The 17,999-nt window shown below is 71.8% G+C and carries 2 protein-coding genes and 1 pseudogene; all 3 read right to left on the bottom strand.

Features of this window, described 5'->3' with window-relative positions; genetic code table 11:
- Positions 1-15,881, bottom strand: a pseudogene (locus ACH4SE_RS03865) (hypothetical protein); the annotation flags it as partial.
- A gap of 43 nt (positions 15,882-15,924) precedes the next feature.
- Positions 15,925-16,524 carry a WXG100 family type VII secretion target gene (locus tag ACH4SE_RS03860; RefSeq protein WP_398541675.1) on the bottom strand — a complete coding sequence of 200 codons (600 nt, stop codon included), beginning with the start codon at positions 16,522-16,524 and terminating at the stop codon, positions 15,925-15,927.
- A 45-nt stretch (positions 16,525-16,569) separates the two neighbouring features.
- Positions 16,570-17,999, bottom strand: a 1,430-nt coding sequence (locus ACH4SE_RS03855; RefSeq protein WP_398541674.1) for a WXG100 family type VII secretion target, incomplete at its 5' end; no start/stop codon positions are given.

The following is a 17,999-nucleotide window of genomic DNA, read 5'->3' as shown; positions in this document are numbered from 1 at the left end:
TCCGCCTCCACGGCACCCGGCACCGGGCGCGACTCCCCGACCGGCTCAGACACCACCACGGGCCCCGGCACCTCGGACGGTTCAGCCTGCCGGGACTCCGCCTCCGCGACGACCGGCACCGTTTCGGTCACGACCTGCTCAGCAGCCGCCACATCCGCCGCCGACACCTCAGCCAGGTCAGCCTGCCGGGACTCCGCCCCCACGGCACCCGGCACCGGCTGCGACTCCACCACCGGCTCAGACACCACCACGGCCCCCGGCACCTCCGCCGGGTCGACCCGCTCGGCAACCACAGCCTCAGCGGCCGGCACCGTTTCGGTCACGGCCGGCTCAGCCGGTTCGTGGCCCACCGGGACCGCTTCGAGGTTCAGGCCGGGCAGGGCCGGGCTGGGCGCGGGGGTGGCCTCCGGCGTAGCCGGGCGTCCGCTGGTGCCGTCCTGGCGGGCTGTCCGCCTGGGGGGCGGAACCGCGAACGACAGGGCCCGCGACCGGGGCGACGGCCCTGCGCGGTGAAGGCGGCGGCCGCGCTCCGGCTCTTCCAGGTCGGCGACCGGCGCGCCTTCCTCCGCACCGCCGGACGCAGCCGGCACCGGTGACGGCTCCTCCACCACGAGCGGCCGCTCCTCCGCAGCGGGCGCCTCCTCCTTCAGCCCCTCGGCCGGCACCGGCTGCGCAGACCGCTCAGCGTTCCCGGCGCCCTCGGACACCGCCGCCTCGGCGGGCATGCCCACCGGGGCTTCCAGGGCCGTGCTGGTCGCCTGGACGGGCCCGGCCTCCGGCACCGGCGCGGGCACCGGCTCGGCCAGGTCAATGATCATCGTGAGGGGGTCACCGCGTTCCGGGTCCGGCAGCCCCAGGCGCTTCCTCACCTCTCCCGCCAGCCGCGCCGCCGAGGCGTCCTCCGTACCGTGTGCCAGCAGGTGGTCGGCGACCTCCCGCACGCCGGTCCGGAAGGTATGCCCCGCGTAGCGGAAGTCCGCCAGCACCGGGTGTGATGCGAGTGGCAGGACGAGGGCCGCCGCCCGGTGCCACATCCGGGTCGCCTCGCCGTGCGCGGCATCTGTCGCCGCCTGCGCACGCTCCCGGAAGTCCGCCAGTTCCGCGCGCCACAACCGCCACGCGGTCCGCGCGGCAGCCGCCTGGACCTGCTGCGGCAGGGTGCCGGACTTCGCCAGCCGCTTCTTCGCGTAATCGAGCGACAGCGTGCCGTCCCGTTCCACCACCTTGCGTGCCAGCGGGCCGCCCGGGGCGAGCAGTTCGTGCAGCGGCGTGTCCGGCCGGGCTGCCAGCTCGTCCTCGACTTCCTGGGGCGTGAGCCGTTCCTCCAGCTCCTGGGCGGTCAGGTCCTCCACCATGTCGTCGGCTGTCAGCTCCGCCGAGATCGCGGCGCGTTCCGCCTCATCGCCGTCCACGGTCGCCACTGCCTTGACCGGCACGGGGCCGACCAGCGACCACTCCTCCTTCTCGAGGAGCAGCGCGTGGGCTTCCTCCGCACGCGCCTTCGCCTCCGACAGACCTGTGGCGGCCTGCGCCAGCTGCTCCGGGTCACGAACGCTGTCGGCGCCAGGGGCGGGCGGCCGCCGGAGCTCCCGGTCCGCGTCCCGGGCCGCCGTGTACGCAGACCAGGCCGCCTTCGCGTCCGTCGACGCCTTCGTGAACTGCGCGTCCGTCACGAGCTGTTCGGCCTGGCGACGAGCCGGCCTCCCGGGGATCGGGGGCGGGCTCTCCGTGGAGCGGAGGAGGACGTCACCGACGACCCACCGTTTGCCCTTGGGACCCTCCACCTCGACGAGCGCGACGGCGCGGAGCCGGTATCCGGGGAGGCCGGCGCCCTGCGCGTTTTCCCTGGTCGTGCCGATGTGCATCAGCTCGCGGACCTGGCTGGTGAAGGCGGCGGCCGTGGCGTTGCCGGCGGTGCTGTTGACAACGGGGACGGTGAAGGTGGAGCGGTGCCGCTGGGACCCGTCCACCAGGGCGAACCCCATGCTCAGAGCGAGGCTGTTGGAGGTGTGCACCTGGTGGCCGAACGTGCGTGTGAGCAGCTGGACGTCACTGATCCCCACGTCCCGGCTCTCGGTTTCCACCTGCGCCGAGTACAGGCTGATCCTCATCTTGATCTTGTCGCTGCCGGGGCGGCCGAGGAGTGGCGCCGTGCGCGCGGCCGTCATGACGGTCAGCTTGTTCCCGGCGATGAGCTGGGCGAGCCGCAGCAGCTGTCCGTCGCGGGACTGGGAGCTCGCCGGGACCTGGTCGTCCTGAAGTGACGTGTCGACCTCGCGCAGGGCGCGGCCGAGAAGCCCCATGCCGTCGAAGTCGTAGAGGTGGAACGGGCGGGTGAGCCGCATCTGCGGCCCCGCCAGCAGTTCCACCGTCGCGGCGGGGACCGGAGTCGCCTCGATCGCCACGGCGTGGTCCCCCGTCGCCGTGGTGCCGGGCCGGATCCTCGGGTTGAAGTCGTGCAGGGTGGGTTCGACGTGGAAGACGGGCTCTTCGGGGGTCTCGCCCACGATGGACGACTCGTTGGCGTTGAAGCGCATGGCGATCTCGGCCCGCGCCTCCGCCCGGGCCTCCCGGACCGGCGACGGGAGTTGGTCGACCAGGGGCTGGACCAAGCGGTCGATCCCGGTGGCTTCGCCGACCCACAGCACGGGACCGGCCATGAGCTGCGCGAGCTTGACCAGCATGGCCTCGCTCAACGGCCTCATCGTGCCCGAGACGCGGAACACCGCCCGTATGCGGCGCATCTCGACGCTGTTCATCGTCCTCATCCAGTCGCGCGACTCGCTCATCGCCGACACCGAGTGGGAGATGTCCTGGCTCGCCGCCCACCGGGTGGTGGGCTGGTACTGCTGGCCATTGATCGTGAAACCGGGTGTGAAGGTCAGCTCGTCGCTGCTGCCCCTGGTCGTGCTCTTCTTGGTGACGCCCGGTTTCCCGAGCGCGGCACCGTCCCCGCTGGAGCGGCCGAAGACGTTGTCCATACCGGACTGCTTCTCCAACATGCGGCCGAGGAGCCCGGGCAGGTCGACATCGGGCTCGACGTCCATGTCGAAGGTGAGCGTCCCCAGCTGCGGGCCGAGCCAGGAGCGGTACAGGAAGTGGACGACGACCTTGCCGTCGGGGTTCGCGTTGGACTGCGCCCGCGTGCCCAGCGAGGTGGTGTGCTCGTTGACGCCGCTCAGCAGCTGACGCACGTAGGTGGAGTGACCGACGACGACCGCGCCGGGTGCCAGCTCCTCGAGAACGGCGCGCGCCTTGTTCATCAGGGCGCTGCGGCCTTCGTCGAAGTGGACGCTGGTGACAGCGCCGCCCTGCCGCTTGCCCTCCAGGAACCACAGCGGCGGCGTCCGGAGGAGGGGCTTGCCCGGGGTCGGGGCGGCCACGCCCGGGATGTCGAGCAGTTCGGGGTAGTTGCGCAGCTCGTCGTCGGTGATCAGGAGTTCGCCGCCGAGGGGCACCTCCACGACCCAGGTCTTCTCCCGGTTCCGCTGGACGGGCAGGCTCTGGGACACCACGTTGGCCCGGCCGTGTTGCAGGGTCGCCACCCAGACGAGGGTGCCGACCAGCACGGTGTTGCTGGAGGTGTCCTCGACGGTCACCCGGAATGTGCCCGTGTTGTCCTGGGTGGTCTCGTTCTCCGGCTGCGTCAGGCCCTTCTGGTAGGTGCCCTGCGGGTTGAACGAGGCCTCCGGCGTCCCGTACTGGCCCGCCAGGGAGGCGTTCCCCTGGTGCCCCCAGGTGGTGGTGACGCCGCTCGTCGACGCGTCGGCGGACTGGACCCACCGTTCGAGGTCGGCCTGCGGCCGCAGGGGCAGCGCCTTCACGTCCTTGATGTAGGCGCGCAGCGTGAGGGTTTCGTCGGTGTCCACGATCTTGCCGTGGGTGCCGCCCCCCTCGAGCACGTACTCGTCCCTGAAGGGCCGCAACGCGTTGCCGAACAACTGCTGCGGTGCGAGCGCGGTCCGGTACACCTGCGCGGACCTCGACGCGACAGGCGGGCCCTGCTCCCCCTCGGTGAACTCCTGCCGGACGAACTGCCAGGTCGACTCCGCCTGGGACCACCGCACGGCGAACCTCGCCGGGATCACGGCGGCGTCCAACGCCAGCCTCGCCAACGCCTGCCACTCCACCGCCGGGGCCTCTTCGTGGGCCGTCTGCGCCTCCAGGTCGCCGGTCGGATAGGTGCCGGGCATGGGCCGCGCCTTGGGCCGCAGCGCCTCGGGGACGGCCTGCCGCAGGGCCTCACTGGCGGCGATGGCGGTCTGGCTCAGCTGTCTGGCGCCCTCGAGCCGGTCCAGGATCGCCTCTTCGAGGAGCTTCATCACCCCGTTCCGATACACGAGGCTGCCGTCGAGGAGGCTGAGATTCGCCCAGTCCTCGTCGGTCGCCTCCCGCACGATCACCGGCGGAAGGTCGCTGTCGACCGCGGGTGCCTGGGGCAGGCTGCGGTAGGTCGGCACCGCCGCCCGCAGCCAGCCGTTGGACGTCATGGGAGGCGGAGCGGTGCCGGCGTCGGTGGTGTAGTTCAGCGTGGCCCGGATGGGCACGCGGAAGACCTGCGACCCCTCGGGGATGGGGCTGAGCATGTAGTGCTCGTGGCCGAGGGAGGAGCTGGAGCCGGTGGTGCGGGTCTTCTGGTAGCTCGCGGAGTAGCCGGCCCCGACCCGGTTCAGCGGCTGCGTCGTGCTGTCGGAGTCCAGCGGGTTGGTCGCGGCGCCGGAGACGCCCGCACTGGCCTTCTTCGTCGTGTCGAACTGCTCTTCGCCGCTGATCGTGGAGCCGGTGAAGTTGAGTGTCGGAATCCTCGGCAGGTCGGTGGTGTGTTCGACGCCGCCCTGCGGCCCCTTCGTCCGGCGGCGGGTGATGTCGAGCTGCGCGGTGAACGACTGCTGCCCCAGGAGAGTGGGCACCGTGAAGACGGCGTCGGCGCCGATCTCGATCGCCTCGTCGACGGCCCCGCGCAGCCACAGTTGCCCGCGGATCTCGTCGAGCTTGCGCTGGTTGGCGAGACGGCCGGCTCTGATGGCCTCCCGCTTGGGGTGCGCGAGGGAGAGCAGGTACGAGGGGAGGGGGGACGACGGCAGGTACCCCCCGTCCAGCAGGTGCTTTTCCAGGTCCTTGAAGAGACTGCCGAGGTCCTCCAGCTCCAGGGGCGTCGTGGACACGGCGAGGGAGCGCAACTCGGCGAGGTGGAGCGGCAGGAAGCGCGGCCTCTCCGGCACGACACCCAGCATGGCCAGCGAGGGGACCAGCATGTTGACCTGGTACCGCCGGTCGGCGTCTGCCAGCCGCGTGTCCCGCGCCGGCTGGATCTCCGGGCCCTCCGGCCGCACCAGGGTCGCCCGCACCGCCATCCGCGCCCCCACGTGGAAGAGCGGCGTCGCCGCGCGCAGGGAGCGGACGAGCCGGCCGCTGCCGCCTCCGGTCCGCTTGAACGCGGTCTCGTGCTCGATCTTGTTCGGGAATCCGAGGGAACCTCCCTTCCCGGCCACCCCGGTCTCGGCATGGGGTTCACCGCCGAAGTCGAACTGGGGCAGGGGCAGGCCCATGCCCAGGGAGTTCGTCACCGTCAGCTTGCCCTGCATCTTCAACGACCGCTGGACGTACAGCTCCGCGATCGCGTCCTTGGTGGTCGGACCCAGGATGTCAGTGGTGTCGTCGAAGTCGAACGAGAACTTCAGGTAGCCGATCAGGGAGCCGGACTTCGTGTACAGCGTGGGCGAGGGCACGCTGCCGTTCCAGCCCTGGGGGATGTTCGCGCGGAGGTTGCCTTCGTCGAGGAAGGCCAGCAGCTCGTCCGCGGACGCTTCGGACAGGTCCTTCAGGTACGTGGCGAACGAGGCCGTCACGTCGGTGATCAGCACATCGTGGTGGGGGATGTCCAGCGGGCCGTACAGCGGGACTCCGGTGCGCAATCGCGACAGCGGCGCGGGCACGGTCTCGGGCCGGCTCGCGTCGATCTCGGGCAGCGCGGACCCGTTCGCCTGGTGCAGGGGGACCCACGTGGTCAGGTCCGCCGGCGCCGGGGTCGTCGCGGGCTTCCAGCCGTCGACCGGCCGGTGGCCGCGCAGCATGTCCGCCTTCGCGTTGCCCAGCCGCAGTTCCAGCGACGGCACGTAGCCGAAGGGGACGGAACGCTCCCGGCTGCGCAGGATCGACATCGACTGGGTGTGCTTCCCGCTGGTCAACTCGTCGCTGACGCCGTTGTAACCGATGTTGAACTGCGGAGCGCTGAAGTTCACATCGCGCAGGGTCACGCTCTGGGGGAAGACGTGGTTGGTGGAGAACGTACCCGGCCGCGTCACGCCCTGGGTCATGAGCTCGTCGGTCTCCGCGGTGCTGACGGCCCAGCGCTGCACCGCGGCCGGCGGACCGTCCGGCATCTCCTCCATGCCGGGCTCGGTCCTGCCCCGGAACCGGGTGGACAGCCGGATCGAGACGGGGGACGTGCTGCCCTTGTACGGCACCGGCACGGGCATGCCGGACGCGGTGAAGAGCTTGGCCCGCCCGTTCGTCAACAGGGCTGCGGTGACCACCCGTTGGACCTCTTCGCGGAAGGCGGGGTCCGGTTCGGCGCCGTCGGCCACGATCCGGATCACCTCCTGCCGGACCCATTCGGCGACGCTCTCCGGGATGTCGCCGAAATGCGCCAGGCCCAGGACACCGTCCCGCTCCGTCTTCGACCCGAACGCCTCGACGGCGGCGGCGACCCCGTCCTCGGGCGGGAGGTCGGCGGACTGCTCCGCCGGCTCGCGCGGCGCGGGAGCCTCCACCATCGCGTGGAACTCGGCCGCGGCGGCCAGCGGGTCGCCCGTCGTGCCGCGAGCGGCCTCCGCCCGCGCCGCCCGCTTGGCGTCGGTCTCGATACCCTCCAGCATCGCCGTGAACGACGCCATCCGGTCCGCCGACTCGTCCGTCGTACCCCGAGCCGCCTCGGCTCGCGGGAGCCGCTCCGCACGCGACTCGGGACTCTCCGCCGTCACTGGGGCGTCGCGGTGGAGCGGCGCCTCGGCCGGTGCCGACGTGTCCTGTGCCGGTTCCTGCCGCTCTGTGTGCGTTTCCGCGGCGAGTTGCGTCATCTCCAGTGCGTCGCCGGTCTCGGCGGGGATCTCGTACGCGTCGTGCGCGTCGTCGGGAGCCATCCACCCCCCGCCGGCCTGGGGCCGGACCCGGTACGGCTGGTGGGTGAGCTCCGTCCCGCCGGCGGCGGTCGTGATGTCCGTGCCGTCGGCCTGGTCGAAGATGGTCCGCCCCAGCGTGAGCAGGTTCCAGTCCCGCACACCCCCCGGCTCCAGACCGTCGGACGCCAGACCCACACGCCCCTCGGCCGGCTCCGCCCGATAAGTGGCCAGAACACCGTCCTCGACCTTGCAGGTGAAACGGCCCATCAAACTGCCCCGCACATCCGGAGCGGACTCCGAGTCACCAACCTTCCGATGCTCGTCCGGCCAGCCGATCTGGTGCCCGAACTCATGCGCGCCCATACGACGACCCGGGATGATCCCGAACGGCAACGTGGCCGGCGACGGCTTCACCGGCTGCTTGTCAGCGGGAACACCCGGCACCGGCTTGTACACCTCCGGCACCCAATCGGCCTCGCCGTCCTCGTCGAGCACCCGCACCGGCGTCACATGCAGGACATCACCGTTGGGAAGCCGGTGCGCACGGTCCAGCGGACGGTTGAAAGCGCCGTCGATGTCCTCCGACAGCCGCTCCCAGAAAGTGTCCAACTGCCCCTTCGTCAAACCGTCCGACCCGACAAGCCTGGTACGCACCTCCACATCCGTGTACGTCACACCACCGTGCTCGAACCGGCGCACCCAGAACGCACCGCGCCCACTCGCCAACCCGGCACCCAGATCGAGCCGCTTCGGGGGCCCGTCGCCCGAACCCCGCTGCTGCGTTTTCCTGAGAGGGGCCTCACCGTCCTTGGGAACCGACGTCCACCAACGCTCCCGGAACACCGGCTCACCAGCCGCCGCACGGGCCTCCCACCAGCCCTTGCCACCGTGCGGCACCACACCCGCCACGACCGACCGGCCGACACCCACGGGCGCGCCCGCGGACTCCGGCGCACCCACGGGCACCGGCACGCCCTCGGAGTCGACGACCGACCCCGACGCGTCCACCGCCAGGTCCAACGTCATGTCGACAGCCGTCGCCAACGCCTCGTCAGGGGCCTGCGGTGCGACCCTGGACAACTCGGCGGCGCGCATGTGTCCCAGCACCCTGTGCAAAGAGGTCTGCCACGACGTCTGCGGCCAGCCCTGGGCCGTGTTGTAATCGGCCACGATCTGCCGCAGCCTGGGCACCGTGAGCAGGCTGAAGTCGCCTTGCCTCACGCGCCGCACGTCAAGAACGGCGAACGCCGACATGACCATCGCGAAGCGCGGGTTCTCCGGCCCGAACCCCGGCCCCCACTCCGGCATCTCCCGCGCCGCCCGGAGCCACGTCAGCAGCCGGTCCCGCGCGTCCGGACGCTGCGCGAACGGGCCGCCCAACCGCTGTACCAGGGCCGCCAGTCCCGCCGGGTCCGGCTCGGGATAAGCGAGGTAGAGACCCGCGTCGCCCGGCTGGTTGATGTCATCGACGATCAGCACGATCCGCGCCGGACGACCGCCCTCCTCCGCCGGCTGGAACATGGTCTGGACGTTGGCCCCGGCAACCGGCCTGCGCAGCACGTTCGCCATCGGCTGGATACCGCGCGGACTGCTGAACGCGTTGTCGGCACCGCGCGGGTAGCCGGCGACGGTGCACCCTTCGGCCAGCGATATCTCGTGCGGCGCCAGCAGCTGGACACTGCCGCGGCGCCCGAAGTACCCCGCGACTTCCGCCAGTGGCGCCCTGCGGGGGGGACCGTCGGTCACCGGCACCTCGGCGGATTCGCTGTTGGCATGGAAGGCCATCGTGTGCGCCGGCCTGAACCACAGCGGAATTGCTGTTCTGGTCTCGTCGACGATCTCCCTTGATCCGTCCGGCAGAATCCTGACCTGCGCGTACGTGGAGTGCGCGACTTCGGTCTCGCGGCCGCCGGCGTATTCCACCGCGAGCCGGTCGGCGCTCATCATGACGCGCCCGAACGTGTCCGTCCCCGCAGCAGTGACCAACGTCGTCGAGTCGATGGCACTGTCAGGAATCCACCGGCCGTCGCTGTCCCTGACCCCGCCTGGGACGGCCCGGGAACGCTTGCCCGGAGGATTGGGTATCCAGACCGCTGTCTCGTCGACCTCCCAGTCCATGTCCATGTCCTGCTGGGTCCAGAAGTCAGGACCGTTCGTCGACCAGGTCTTCACATTCAGCAGATCGGCGACCCGCGCGGGGCCTACCAGCGTCCGCGCGCCGGCCCGTTCCACCATGATCGCCAGATCGTGCCCGTCCTGCCGCAAGGAGTCCATGCGCAGCAGCTCCGCGAACTCGTCCCAGTCGTGGACGGGCAGTTCCCTGCCCTCGCTGTCGCTGACCACCGGCCGCTCAGGACCACCGTGCGCCACGACCGTCCAACGATCCGCCGGCCAGGGCACGTCCATGCTGTCGATCACGAGCCAGTCGGCATTGCCCGTCCAGTCACGGCCCAGCGCCCTGCGAGCGTCGTCGCGTATCACGGACCTCTCGTCCAGCGCGCCACGCCGCACCAGGTCCAGGGCGCCGATCTCGGCCAGGCTGTTCGCGCGGCCCTCCCGGTGCGCCAGCGTGACCAGCTCGTACAGGCTGTCGCGTTCCGCCGGGCCGAGCACGGCCGAGTGATCGAGGTGGAGCAGCCGCCGGGCCAACGCGTCCACCTGCGGGTGTGCCGACCCGGTCAGCCGGGCGAGCACGTCATTGACGAGCCGCGCCGTCTCCGCCGGGTCAGCGGCCTGGTAGTTCGGGTCGTACGCGCTGCCTCCCAGGCCCTGGGAGTGGTCCTGCGCGGTCTCGCCGGCGCCGCCCCGGATTCGGGGGACCTGTTGGCCCATCGCCAGGTGCACGATTCCCTCGGCCCGGAACGCGCGAGGCCGCGGACTCAGCTCGTTCACCCAGTGCGACGGCAGCTTCTCGTGCCAGGCCGCCACCTGTTCCGCCGACACCTGGCCGCCGTGCCATCCCGGCACCCGCGCCAGCGCGCGGTTGACGTCCGCCACCAGGTCCGGGTCCCAGCCGAGGCCGGTACCGTCCTGCCGCACCTCCACGGCCGCCGCGGGCGGCGCCGGGGTGATGGCGTCCTCCGCCGCGGCCCCGGGCCGGGGAGACACCGCGGGCTCCGCCGATGCGACGCCGCCCTCAACAGCCTCTCCCACCGGGGAGGACACATGCGCGGTCGCCACCGCGGGCTCCGCCGATGCGACGCCGCCCTCAACAGCCTCTCCCACCGGGGAGGACACATGCGCGGTCGCTCCGGGCGGCGGCTCCGAGGGCTCGAAGCCGGTGAGCCGGCCGGCGCCGGTGGCGGGGCTGACGGACGTGTCGGTGGCGGGCGGGCCGTGCGGTTCGTAGGCCGGGACCTCCATGCCGCGGCGGAGGTCGGCGAAGTCCTGGAGCGGGCGGATGAGGTTCCGCAGACCGTCCTCGGCTTCGCGGAGCGCGGCTCCCGAGGCGGCGACGGCGTCGGCGTGAGCACCGGAGTGGACGCCGGCCTGGGCCTCGGCGGAAGCGTCGGCGTGGACGCCCGCCTGAGTCTCGGCAAGAACCTCGGAATGCACGCCAGCCTGAGCCTCGGCGGAAGCATCGGAGCGGACGCCCGCCTCAGCCTCGGCAAGAACCTCGGAACGCACGCCAGCCTGAGCCTCGGCGGAAGCATCGGAGCGGACGCCCGCGGGAGCGTCGGCGTCCACGCCGACGTGGGTGTTCGCGCCGGGCCGCGGGCTGTGGGCGCCGGCGGCGCCGGATTCCGCGTCACGGTCGGCGGCGCGGATGTTGGCCATGTGCTCCTGGTGGGAGTTGACGTACTTGATGACGGCCGTGCTGACACCCGGGATGTGGTCCGGGAGCTGGAAGATCGCGTCGTCGGGTGAGACGTAGTAGGTGACACTTCCCGGGTCACCGCTGCGGGCGACACGGTTCTCGGCCTGGATGTCGATGTCGCGGGAGACCCCGGAGTGCGCCGTGACCCGCACGTGCAGGCCGCCGAGGTTCTTGGCCGCCGGGCCCACAGGGATGTCCACTCCGCGCGCGCCCTGCATGTTGATGACCAGGATCTTGCCCTGCTTGCCTGCCTCGTTGACCACCGCCTCGAAGGCTTCTTCCCGGTTCTTGCCCTGTTCGAGCATCCACCGCGCGTCGATCTCGACCACGTCTTTGGCGCCGAAGCCCCTGATCCGTTCCGCGATCTTGGCGACCAGGTCGTTGCGGTGCGCGATGACCACCTGCGGCCGGCCGGTCTCCACGTGCTCCTTGAACGCGTCCGCGGCGACCTGCTCGACCTTGGCTTCGGTGCTGGGGCTGAGCACGTCGAGGAAGCGCTCCAGCAACGAGTGGTAGTAGCGGTCCTGCTCGTGGATGGGCACAGCTCCCCGGTCACGGGACAGGCCCTTGGCGCCGAACAGCGCGCTCTTGCCCGAGGCGGTGCCCGAGGCGCCGACGACCTGGTCGTACATGTCGAGCAGGTGCGGGAACGTCTCCGACTTGTGGGAGAGGCTGTCGCCGTGGATCGTGATGCCTTTCTCGGCCTCGATCGCCTGGGCCAGGCCCTCGTTCCACCGGCTCTGCGTGGAGGTCTTGGGGTTGTACATCACCTCGTGGGTGACCTGGTCGATGATGTACAGCTTCGTGCCCTCGCCGTCGTTCCGGTCGTACAGCACGTAGTGGACGCCCTCTTTGTAGACGTCCTTGGCGAGCACGGCCATGTTCAGCCGGTGCAGGTCTTTGGGGCGCGGGGCACGGCCCAGCTGCTGCTCCAGCCACTTTTGGGCGGCCTCGGTCAGCTCACCGGGGGCGCTCCGCTCCCCCCGCTCGGACATGAGCAGTTCCTCGGGAAGCTCATGGGCGAGGTCCTTGAACTGCGTCACCCGGGCGATCACAGCCCGGGTGGCCACCTTCTCGGGCCCCTCGCTGAGGATGTACTGGGTGTTGGAGTACACCGTCGCCTCGTCGATCTCGTCGATGAGCGCGTGGACCTTGATGTGGCTGGGTGTCTCCGTGCCGTCCTTGCCCGGGCTCCCGGACCCGGCCGGGCGGCCGTCCAGCGCGTCGGTGTGCAGGAAGGTGAAGCCGACGTCCTCGCCGGTGCCGATGTAGACGGTCTGCTGGCCCTTGACCACGGGTGGGGGCGGGTCGGAGTGGTTCATCCGGTGCACCTTGTAGCCCAGGGGCTCCAGCACCATCCGGTAGAGCGCCGCCTCCCGGTTGGCCAGATTTTCCCGGGTCGTGATGACGTGCACGGCGTCCACGCCCTCGTCGGCCGCGCGGATCATGGTGTCCACCAGGAACACCAGTGACTTGCCCTCTCCCGCGGCCATGTTGAGCACCATGCCCTTGCCGAACGCCTCGGCCCCCGCCACCTGCGTCCACCGCGGCGTCTTCCCCGTGGCGCGGGCCACCAGCGCGTAGGTCGCCGCGATCCGGTCGGCCTCCGAGCCCTTGAGCAGCATGTGGTGCAGCGTGCTGTGGGGGAGGTCGAGCAGCCCCTCCCGTCCCGCGATGTCGAACAGGGTCCGCGCGGCCCCCACCGCCCTGTTCCCCGCGGCCAGCCCGGCCTGGACCGACTCCCAGTCCGACGGCGAGTCCGGCTGGCGCCAGCCGCCCCGGCCGTCGGGCACGAGGGTTTCCGTGATGGTCCGGCCGTCCTCGGTCCTGACGGCGTTCCGGATCGCCACCGGCTTCGCGGTGCCCACGCCCTGCCGGACCAGCCGGCGCACCAGACGGGCGTTCTCCGGGCCCGCGAGTGCTCTCAACCCCTTGCGGTCGCCCTTCAAGCCCTTGTCGAGGATCAACTCGCTGGCCAGCACCTTCCCGGACCCACGCGTGACGGGATGGGTCATCTTCACGGTGATGAGCTGACCGGACTTGGTCCTGCCCACCCATCCCCCGTCGAGGAACCGGTCGAAGCTGCCGCCGCCCTCGGGCAACTGGACGAAGCGCAGCTCACGGGAGGCGTCGAACACCCCTTCCGATCCGGCCGGCACGTGCACGGGCGGCCGGCCGTCGCCGAGGTCCAGCAGCCCGTCGGCCTCCGTCACGAACCTGCCGTCGGGCCGCCGCACGAAGCTGGGCTGCACCGGGGGTTCGTGGGGGGCCGAGTCCGCGTGCGGCGAGCCGCTCCCGCTGCCCGGGCCGTTCTCGTGGACGGGGTCCGGCCTCGGGCCGGTGACCGGGTCCTGGCTCTCGCGGCCCGCGGCGGGCCCGGGACCCCGGTCCTCCGCCGGCCGCCCCGCCTCCGGCCCGGCGTGGAGCCGGAGGCCGGGCGCGGAGGCCATGGCGGTGAGGGCGGACGCCGCGTCGTGGGCCGGGTTCGGGGTGCCTTCGGCGTCGCGGCGCTCGTGGCCCGCGTGGGCGTCGTGGCCCTCGTGGGCGTCCGCCGTGAGGGCGGAGCGCGAGGTGCGGACGGCCGGTGCCTCGGCCACGGTGCCTGCGCCGGCGGAGGTCTCCGCGTCGTTCCGGGACGGCCGCGCCGTGGACGTGGTGGCAGGCGTACGCGCGGGGGTGTTCGCGCCGCCCGGCCGCTCGGCGGACGACCGCGCCCCCGCGTCGGCCTCGGACACGGTGGTGGCGGGCCCCCGTCCGCCGGGCGCCGCCGGCCGCGCGGACGGGTCGCCGGCGCGGGAGGAGGTCCCGGCCGGCGGCGCGGCCTCTTCGACGGGCCGGGACGCCACCCGGCCGCCCGCCGGGTCCGTACGGTGGGCGGCGGCGTCCGAGGCCCCGCCCGGCCGCTCGGCCGCCGGGGGTGCCGTCTCCGTCCGCCGGGTGCCGGCCTGCGAGGCCGGCTCGTGGGTCCGCTGGCCGCCGGTCGACGTCGGCCCCTGCGAGCGCGCGTCCCCGTGCGGGGCCGCTCCCGAGAGCGTGACCTCCTCGGCGGTCCGGGGCCCGCCCGCCGTCTCGCCGTGCGGCACGGGCCCCGCGGCCCGCTGCCCCGGTGCGGTCGAACGCGAGGCCGCCGGGCCGGAGTCGGAGGCCGCACCGCCCGTGGTGCGGCCCGTACCCCCCTCAGCCCCGGCGCGTCCTGCCCCGCCCTCGGAGCCGGACCCGGTACGTACCACCGGATCGGGCCCCGTCCGCGTCACCGGGTCGCCCCCGGGGCGCGTCACCGGGTGGGCCCCGGCCTGCGCCACCGGATCGGGCGGCGTCTGCGCCACCGAGTCCGGCCCCGTCCGCCCCGCCGGGTCGCCCCCGGTATGCGTCACCGAGTGATCCCCGGCCTGCCCCACCGAGTCCGGCCCCGTCCGCCCCGCCGAGTCCCCCTCGGGGCGCGTCACCTGGTGAGCCCCACCCTGCGCCACCGGGTCGCCCCCGGGGCGCGTCACCTGGTGGGCCCCGGCCTGCCCCGCCCCGTCCGGAGGCGTACGCAGACCCGGGTCCGTACCGGTCACGTGCTCGCCGCCGTGCCCGGTGGCGGGCACGTGCACGCCGTCCGCCGGGCCGCCGCCGACCGTCACGCGGGGCGTGTCGCCGTGCGGGACCGGGCTGCCGGCCTGGGTGTGCCCGATGCCGTCCGGGGTCGTGACGTGTGTGGAGGGGGCGCTGATGTCCGTGCCGCCGGCGAAGTCGGGGGTGGTCCGGCCGCCGCTGACACGGATCGCCGGGCCACCGGTGTCGGTGGTCCCGACGTGGGCCGGCACGCTGTGGGCGTTGCGTATGGTGACGGGCGGCTGGACGAAACCGCCGCCGCCGCCACGGGAGTTGGTCACGGGCCGGGCGCCCGAGGCGATCGGCGTCACCGTGCCGTTCGGGCCGGCGGCGGTCTCGCCCCCCTTCCCGGCACCCTCGGGGAACAGGATCTCGTTCGTCTTGGAGTTGACGGCGCCGGGGCCGGCGCCGTAGACGCCGCCGGTGACGCGGCCCGCTTTGTCGAACGTCGCGGCGGACCAGCCCGTGAACTTGTCGGACGGGCCGTGGAAGAGCCTGGCCCCCCCGGCCATGAGCGGGAACAGCATGAGGCCGGTCGTGACGAAGTTGAGCCACCCCTCGGCGTCGGTCGGGACCGGCTTCCAGTTCTTCCAGTCGGTGGGGACACCCACGATCGCGTTGGCGGCCGCGGTGGACACGGCGTTGTTGGCGATGAAGTCCGCGCCGTACACCACGAACCTGCTGGCGACGAGGGCCCAGGGGGTCCGGTTCCCGGCGCCGGCGGCGGCCGAGCCGCCCTCGGCGCTGAAGTTCAGCGTCTTGCCGACGACGCTGACGGCGCCGGCGTACATCTCGCCGATGCCCGCGGTGATACGGGCCGCGGCCTGGGTGGCCGAGCCGACCGCCTTCTCCAGCGCGGGGATCAGCCGGATGAGACTGCTGACCATGGAGCCGAGCCTGCTCGCCACGCTGGCGAGCACGGCCCCCACCGCGACGGCGATCCCCTCCAGGAACACTCCCGTCAACAGCCCGAGGACGGCGCCGAGGACCCCGGCCAGCAGCTGGATGATGGCGAGCTTCTGCGCGGCGATGGCCTGCTCGTTGCGGAGCATCGCGAAGTAGTTGATCTGCTCGCCGAGTTCCCAGCACGCCGCCGCGCACTGCTCGACGGAGGCGCGCAGCCCCCCGCGGCTGGCATTCCCGCCCATGTTGTTCTGGAAGGCGGCCGACATGGAGTTCGCCCCGTCGCCGACCCACGCGCCGCTGGTCACGCCGAACTCGGCCCCCGCCATCACCGCGGCCTGCTCGTCGAGGAGGTCGCCGAAGGTGATCCAGGCGTTCCCCAGCGTGTAGATGGGGTCGGGGTCGAACGGTTTGGACTCGGGGACGTCGAACTCAAACGCCATGGGAGGGCCTTCGCGGTGCGCCGTGCGGGTGGGTGGGCAGGTGTCAGAAGGTCTGGTTCACCGAGGTGTGGTGGATGTGGGCCGTCTTCTCGTCGGGGTTGGTGTCGTCGGTCGCCGTGGTCTCCGCGGGGGCGTTGTCCAGGTACGGGTCGCCCGACGGCTTCGGGGTGGGGATGTGCGTGACGACGGGCTTGCCGTTCTGCTCGTCCGTGGTCTCGGGGGGATTGGCGATGATCTTGCTGTAGTCGGTGACACCGTCGTCGTCGGGGAACAATTTGGGGTCCATGCCCGCCAACAGGGCCTCAAACTTGGCGAAGGAGTTGGAGACGGCGCGTTCGCCCCGGCTGTAGGTGACGGCGGCCCTTTCCAGGCCGGAGCAGAACCGGTTGAGGAGGCCGTTCTCCGGGTGGTCCTTCGTGCCGAAGAGCTCCGTCACCATGGCGCTCCAGTCCTGGTTGAACTTGTCCGCGCGCTCCTGGGACTCACCCGTCCACGACAGCCGCAGCTCGTTCAGCCGGTCGGTGATGGCGCCCATGACGTCGCCGATGCTCTTGACCGCGGCCGAGGCGTTCACCGACGCGTTGTGCAGGACCCACGGGTCCACGGTGACGGTGGACGAGTTCCAGATCGCGGGAAGGGGCATGGTGGCTCCTTGTCGTCCGAGTCGTCGGCCGTGTCGCGGGGCCGGTCACTGGGAGAGGTTCTTGGTCGCGGCCTGCTCGGCCTGAAGGTAGTTGTCGTGCGTCTGCTGCAACTGGTCGACGATGCCGCCGACCAGCCAGTACAGGTTGTCCAGAGCCGACTTCACGTTGTCCGCGGTATCCGTGAACGTCGCGGCGGCCGGGGACTTCCACGCGGACTCGACCTTGCTTATCTCCGAGGAGATCGTGTCGCGGTACGTGTCGATGAGGTCGTACTGCGACGTGACGAACGTGATGGCATCGGCCATCTGCGCCAGGTCCACGGCCCAGGACTTGGCGGTCATCACGACCTTCCCGCCGTCGAGGACGAACGCGCCGTCGACGTCGCGGAAACTGCCGTGGGTGACGCCGTCCTCGCCGAGGAAGTAGGAGTCGCCCGAGCCGGTGGTGAAGATGCCGTTGGTCCAGTCCGTGGTGCCGTGCAGGACGGTGCCGTTGTGCAGGACCATGGTGGTGCCGTTGGCGACGAAGAAGGTGTCGCCGATCATCGCGCCGTAGGCGGTGGAGCCGTCGGGCATCTTGTACGCGATGCCACCGGGGATGAACGAGCCGCTCACCGGGTCGGTGATGCCCTTCTGGACCTTGCCCTTCGCGTCGACGTAGATCGTGCCGTCCTGGGAGAGGAACCCGCCGCTGTCGGTCTCGCTGCCCCACAGCACCTTGCCGTCGACCGTCCGCTGGACCAGGAACCGGTCGCCCACGAGCTTGCCGTGCTCGACGTGCCCGCTCGCCGTGATCAGGATCGTGCCGTCCTCCGACAGGAACGACCCGTCGTCCCCGACGCTCCCCCACACCGTGTGGCCGTCGACCACACGCGAGGTGCCGTTCGGCAGGAACGTCCCGTCGGGCGCCCTCAGCCCGTGCAGGACCTTGCCCTTCGCGTCGACGTAGATCGTGCCGTCGTCGGAGAGGAACCCGCCGTTCTCGGTCTCGTCGCCCCACAGCACCTTGCCGTCGACCGTGCGCTCCACCAGGAACCGGTCGCCCACGAGCTTGCCGTGCTCGACGTGCCCGGACGCCGTGACCAGGACGGTCCTGTCCTCCGACAGGAACGACCCGTCGTCCCCGACGCTCCCCCACACCGTGTGACCGTCGACCACACGCGAGGTGCCGTTCGGCAGAAACGTCCCGTCCGGCGCCCTCAGCCCGTGCGTGACCTTCCCCGCCGAATCGATGTAGACCGTGCCGTCGTCGGAGATGAACCCGCCGTCGTCGGTCTCCCCACCCCACAGCACCTTGCCGTCGACCGTGCGCTCCACCAGGAACCGGTCGCCCACGATCTTGCCGTGCTCGACATGACCGGACGCCGTGACCAGGATCGTCCTGTCCTCCGACAGGAACGACCCGTCGTCCCCGACGCTCCCCCACACCGTGTGACCGTCGACCACACGCGAGGTGCCGTTCGGCAGAAACGTCC

This window comes from Streptomyces sp. NPDC020983 (genome assembly GCF_044333485.1).
Classification (GTDB): domain Bacteria; phylum Actinomycetota; class Actinomycetes; order Streptomycetales; family Streptomycetaceae; genus Actinacidiphila.
This window is presented reverse-complemented; position numbering and strand designations above follow the sequence as displayed.

Bases quoted from the DNA above. Each gene is read 5' to 3' on its own strand.
- ACH4SE_RS03860 (WP_398541675.1), bottom strand. From the start codon at position 16,524: ATGCCCCTTCCCGCGATCTGGAACTCGTCCACCGTCACCGTGGACCCG.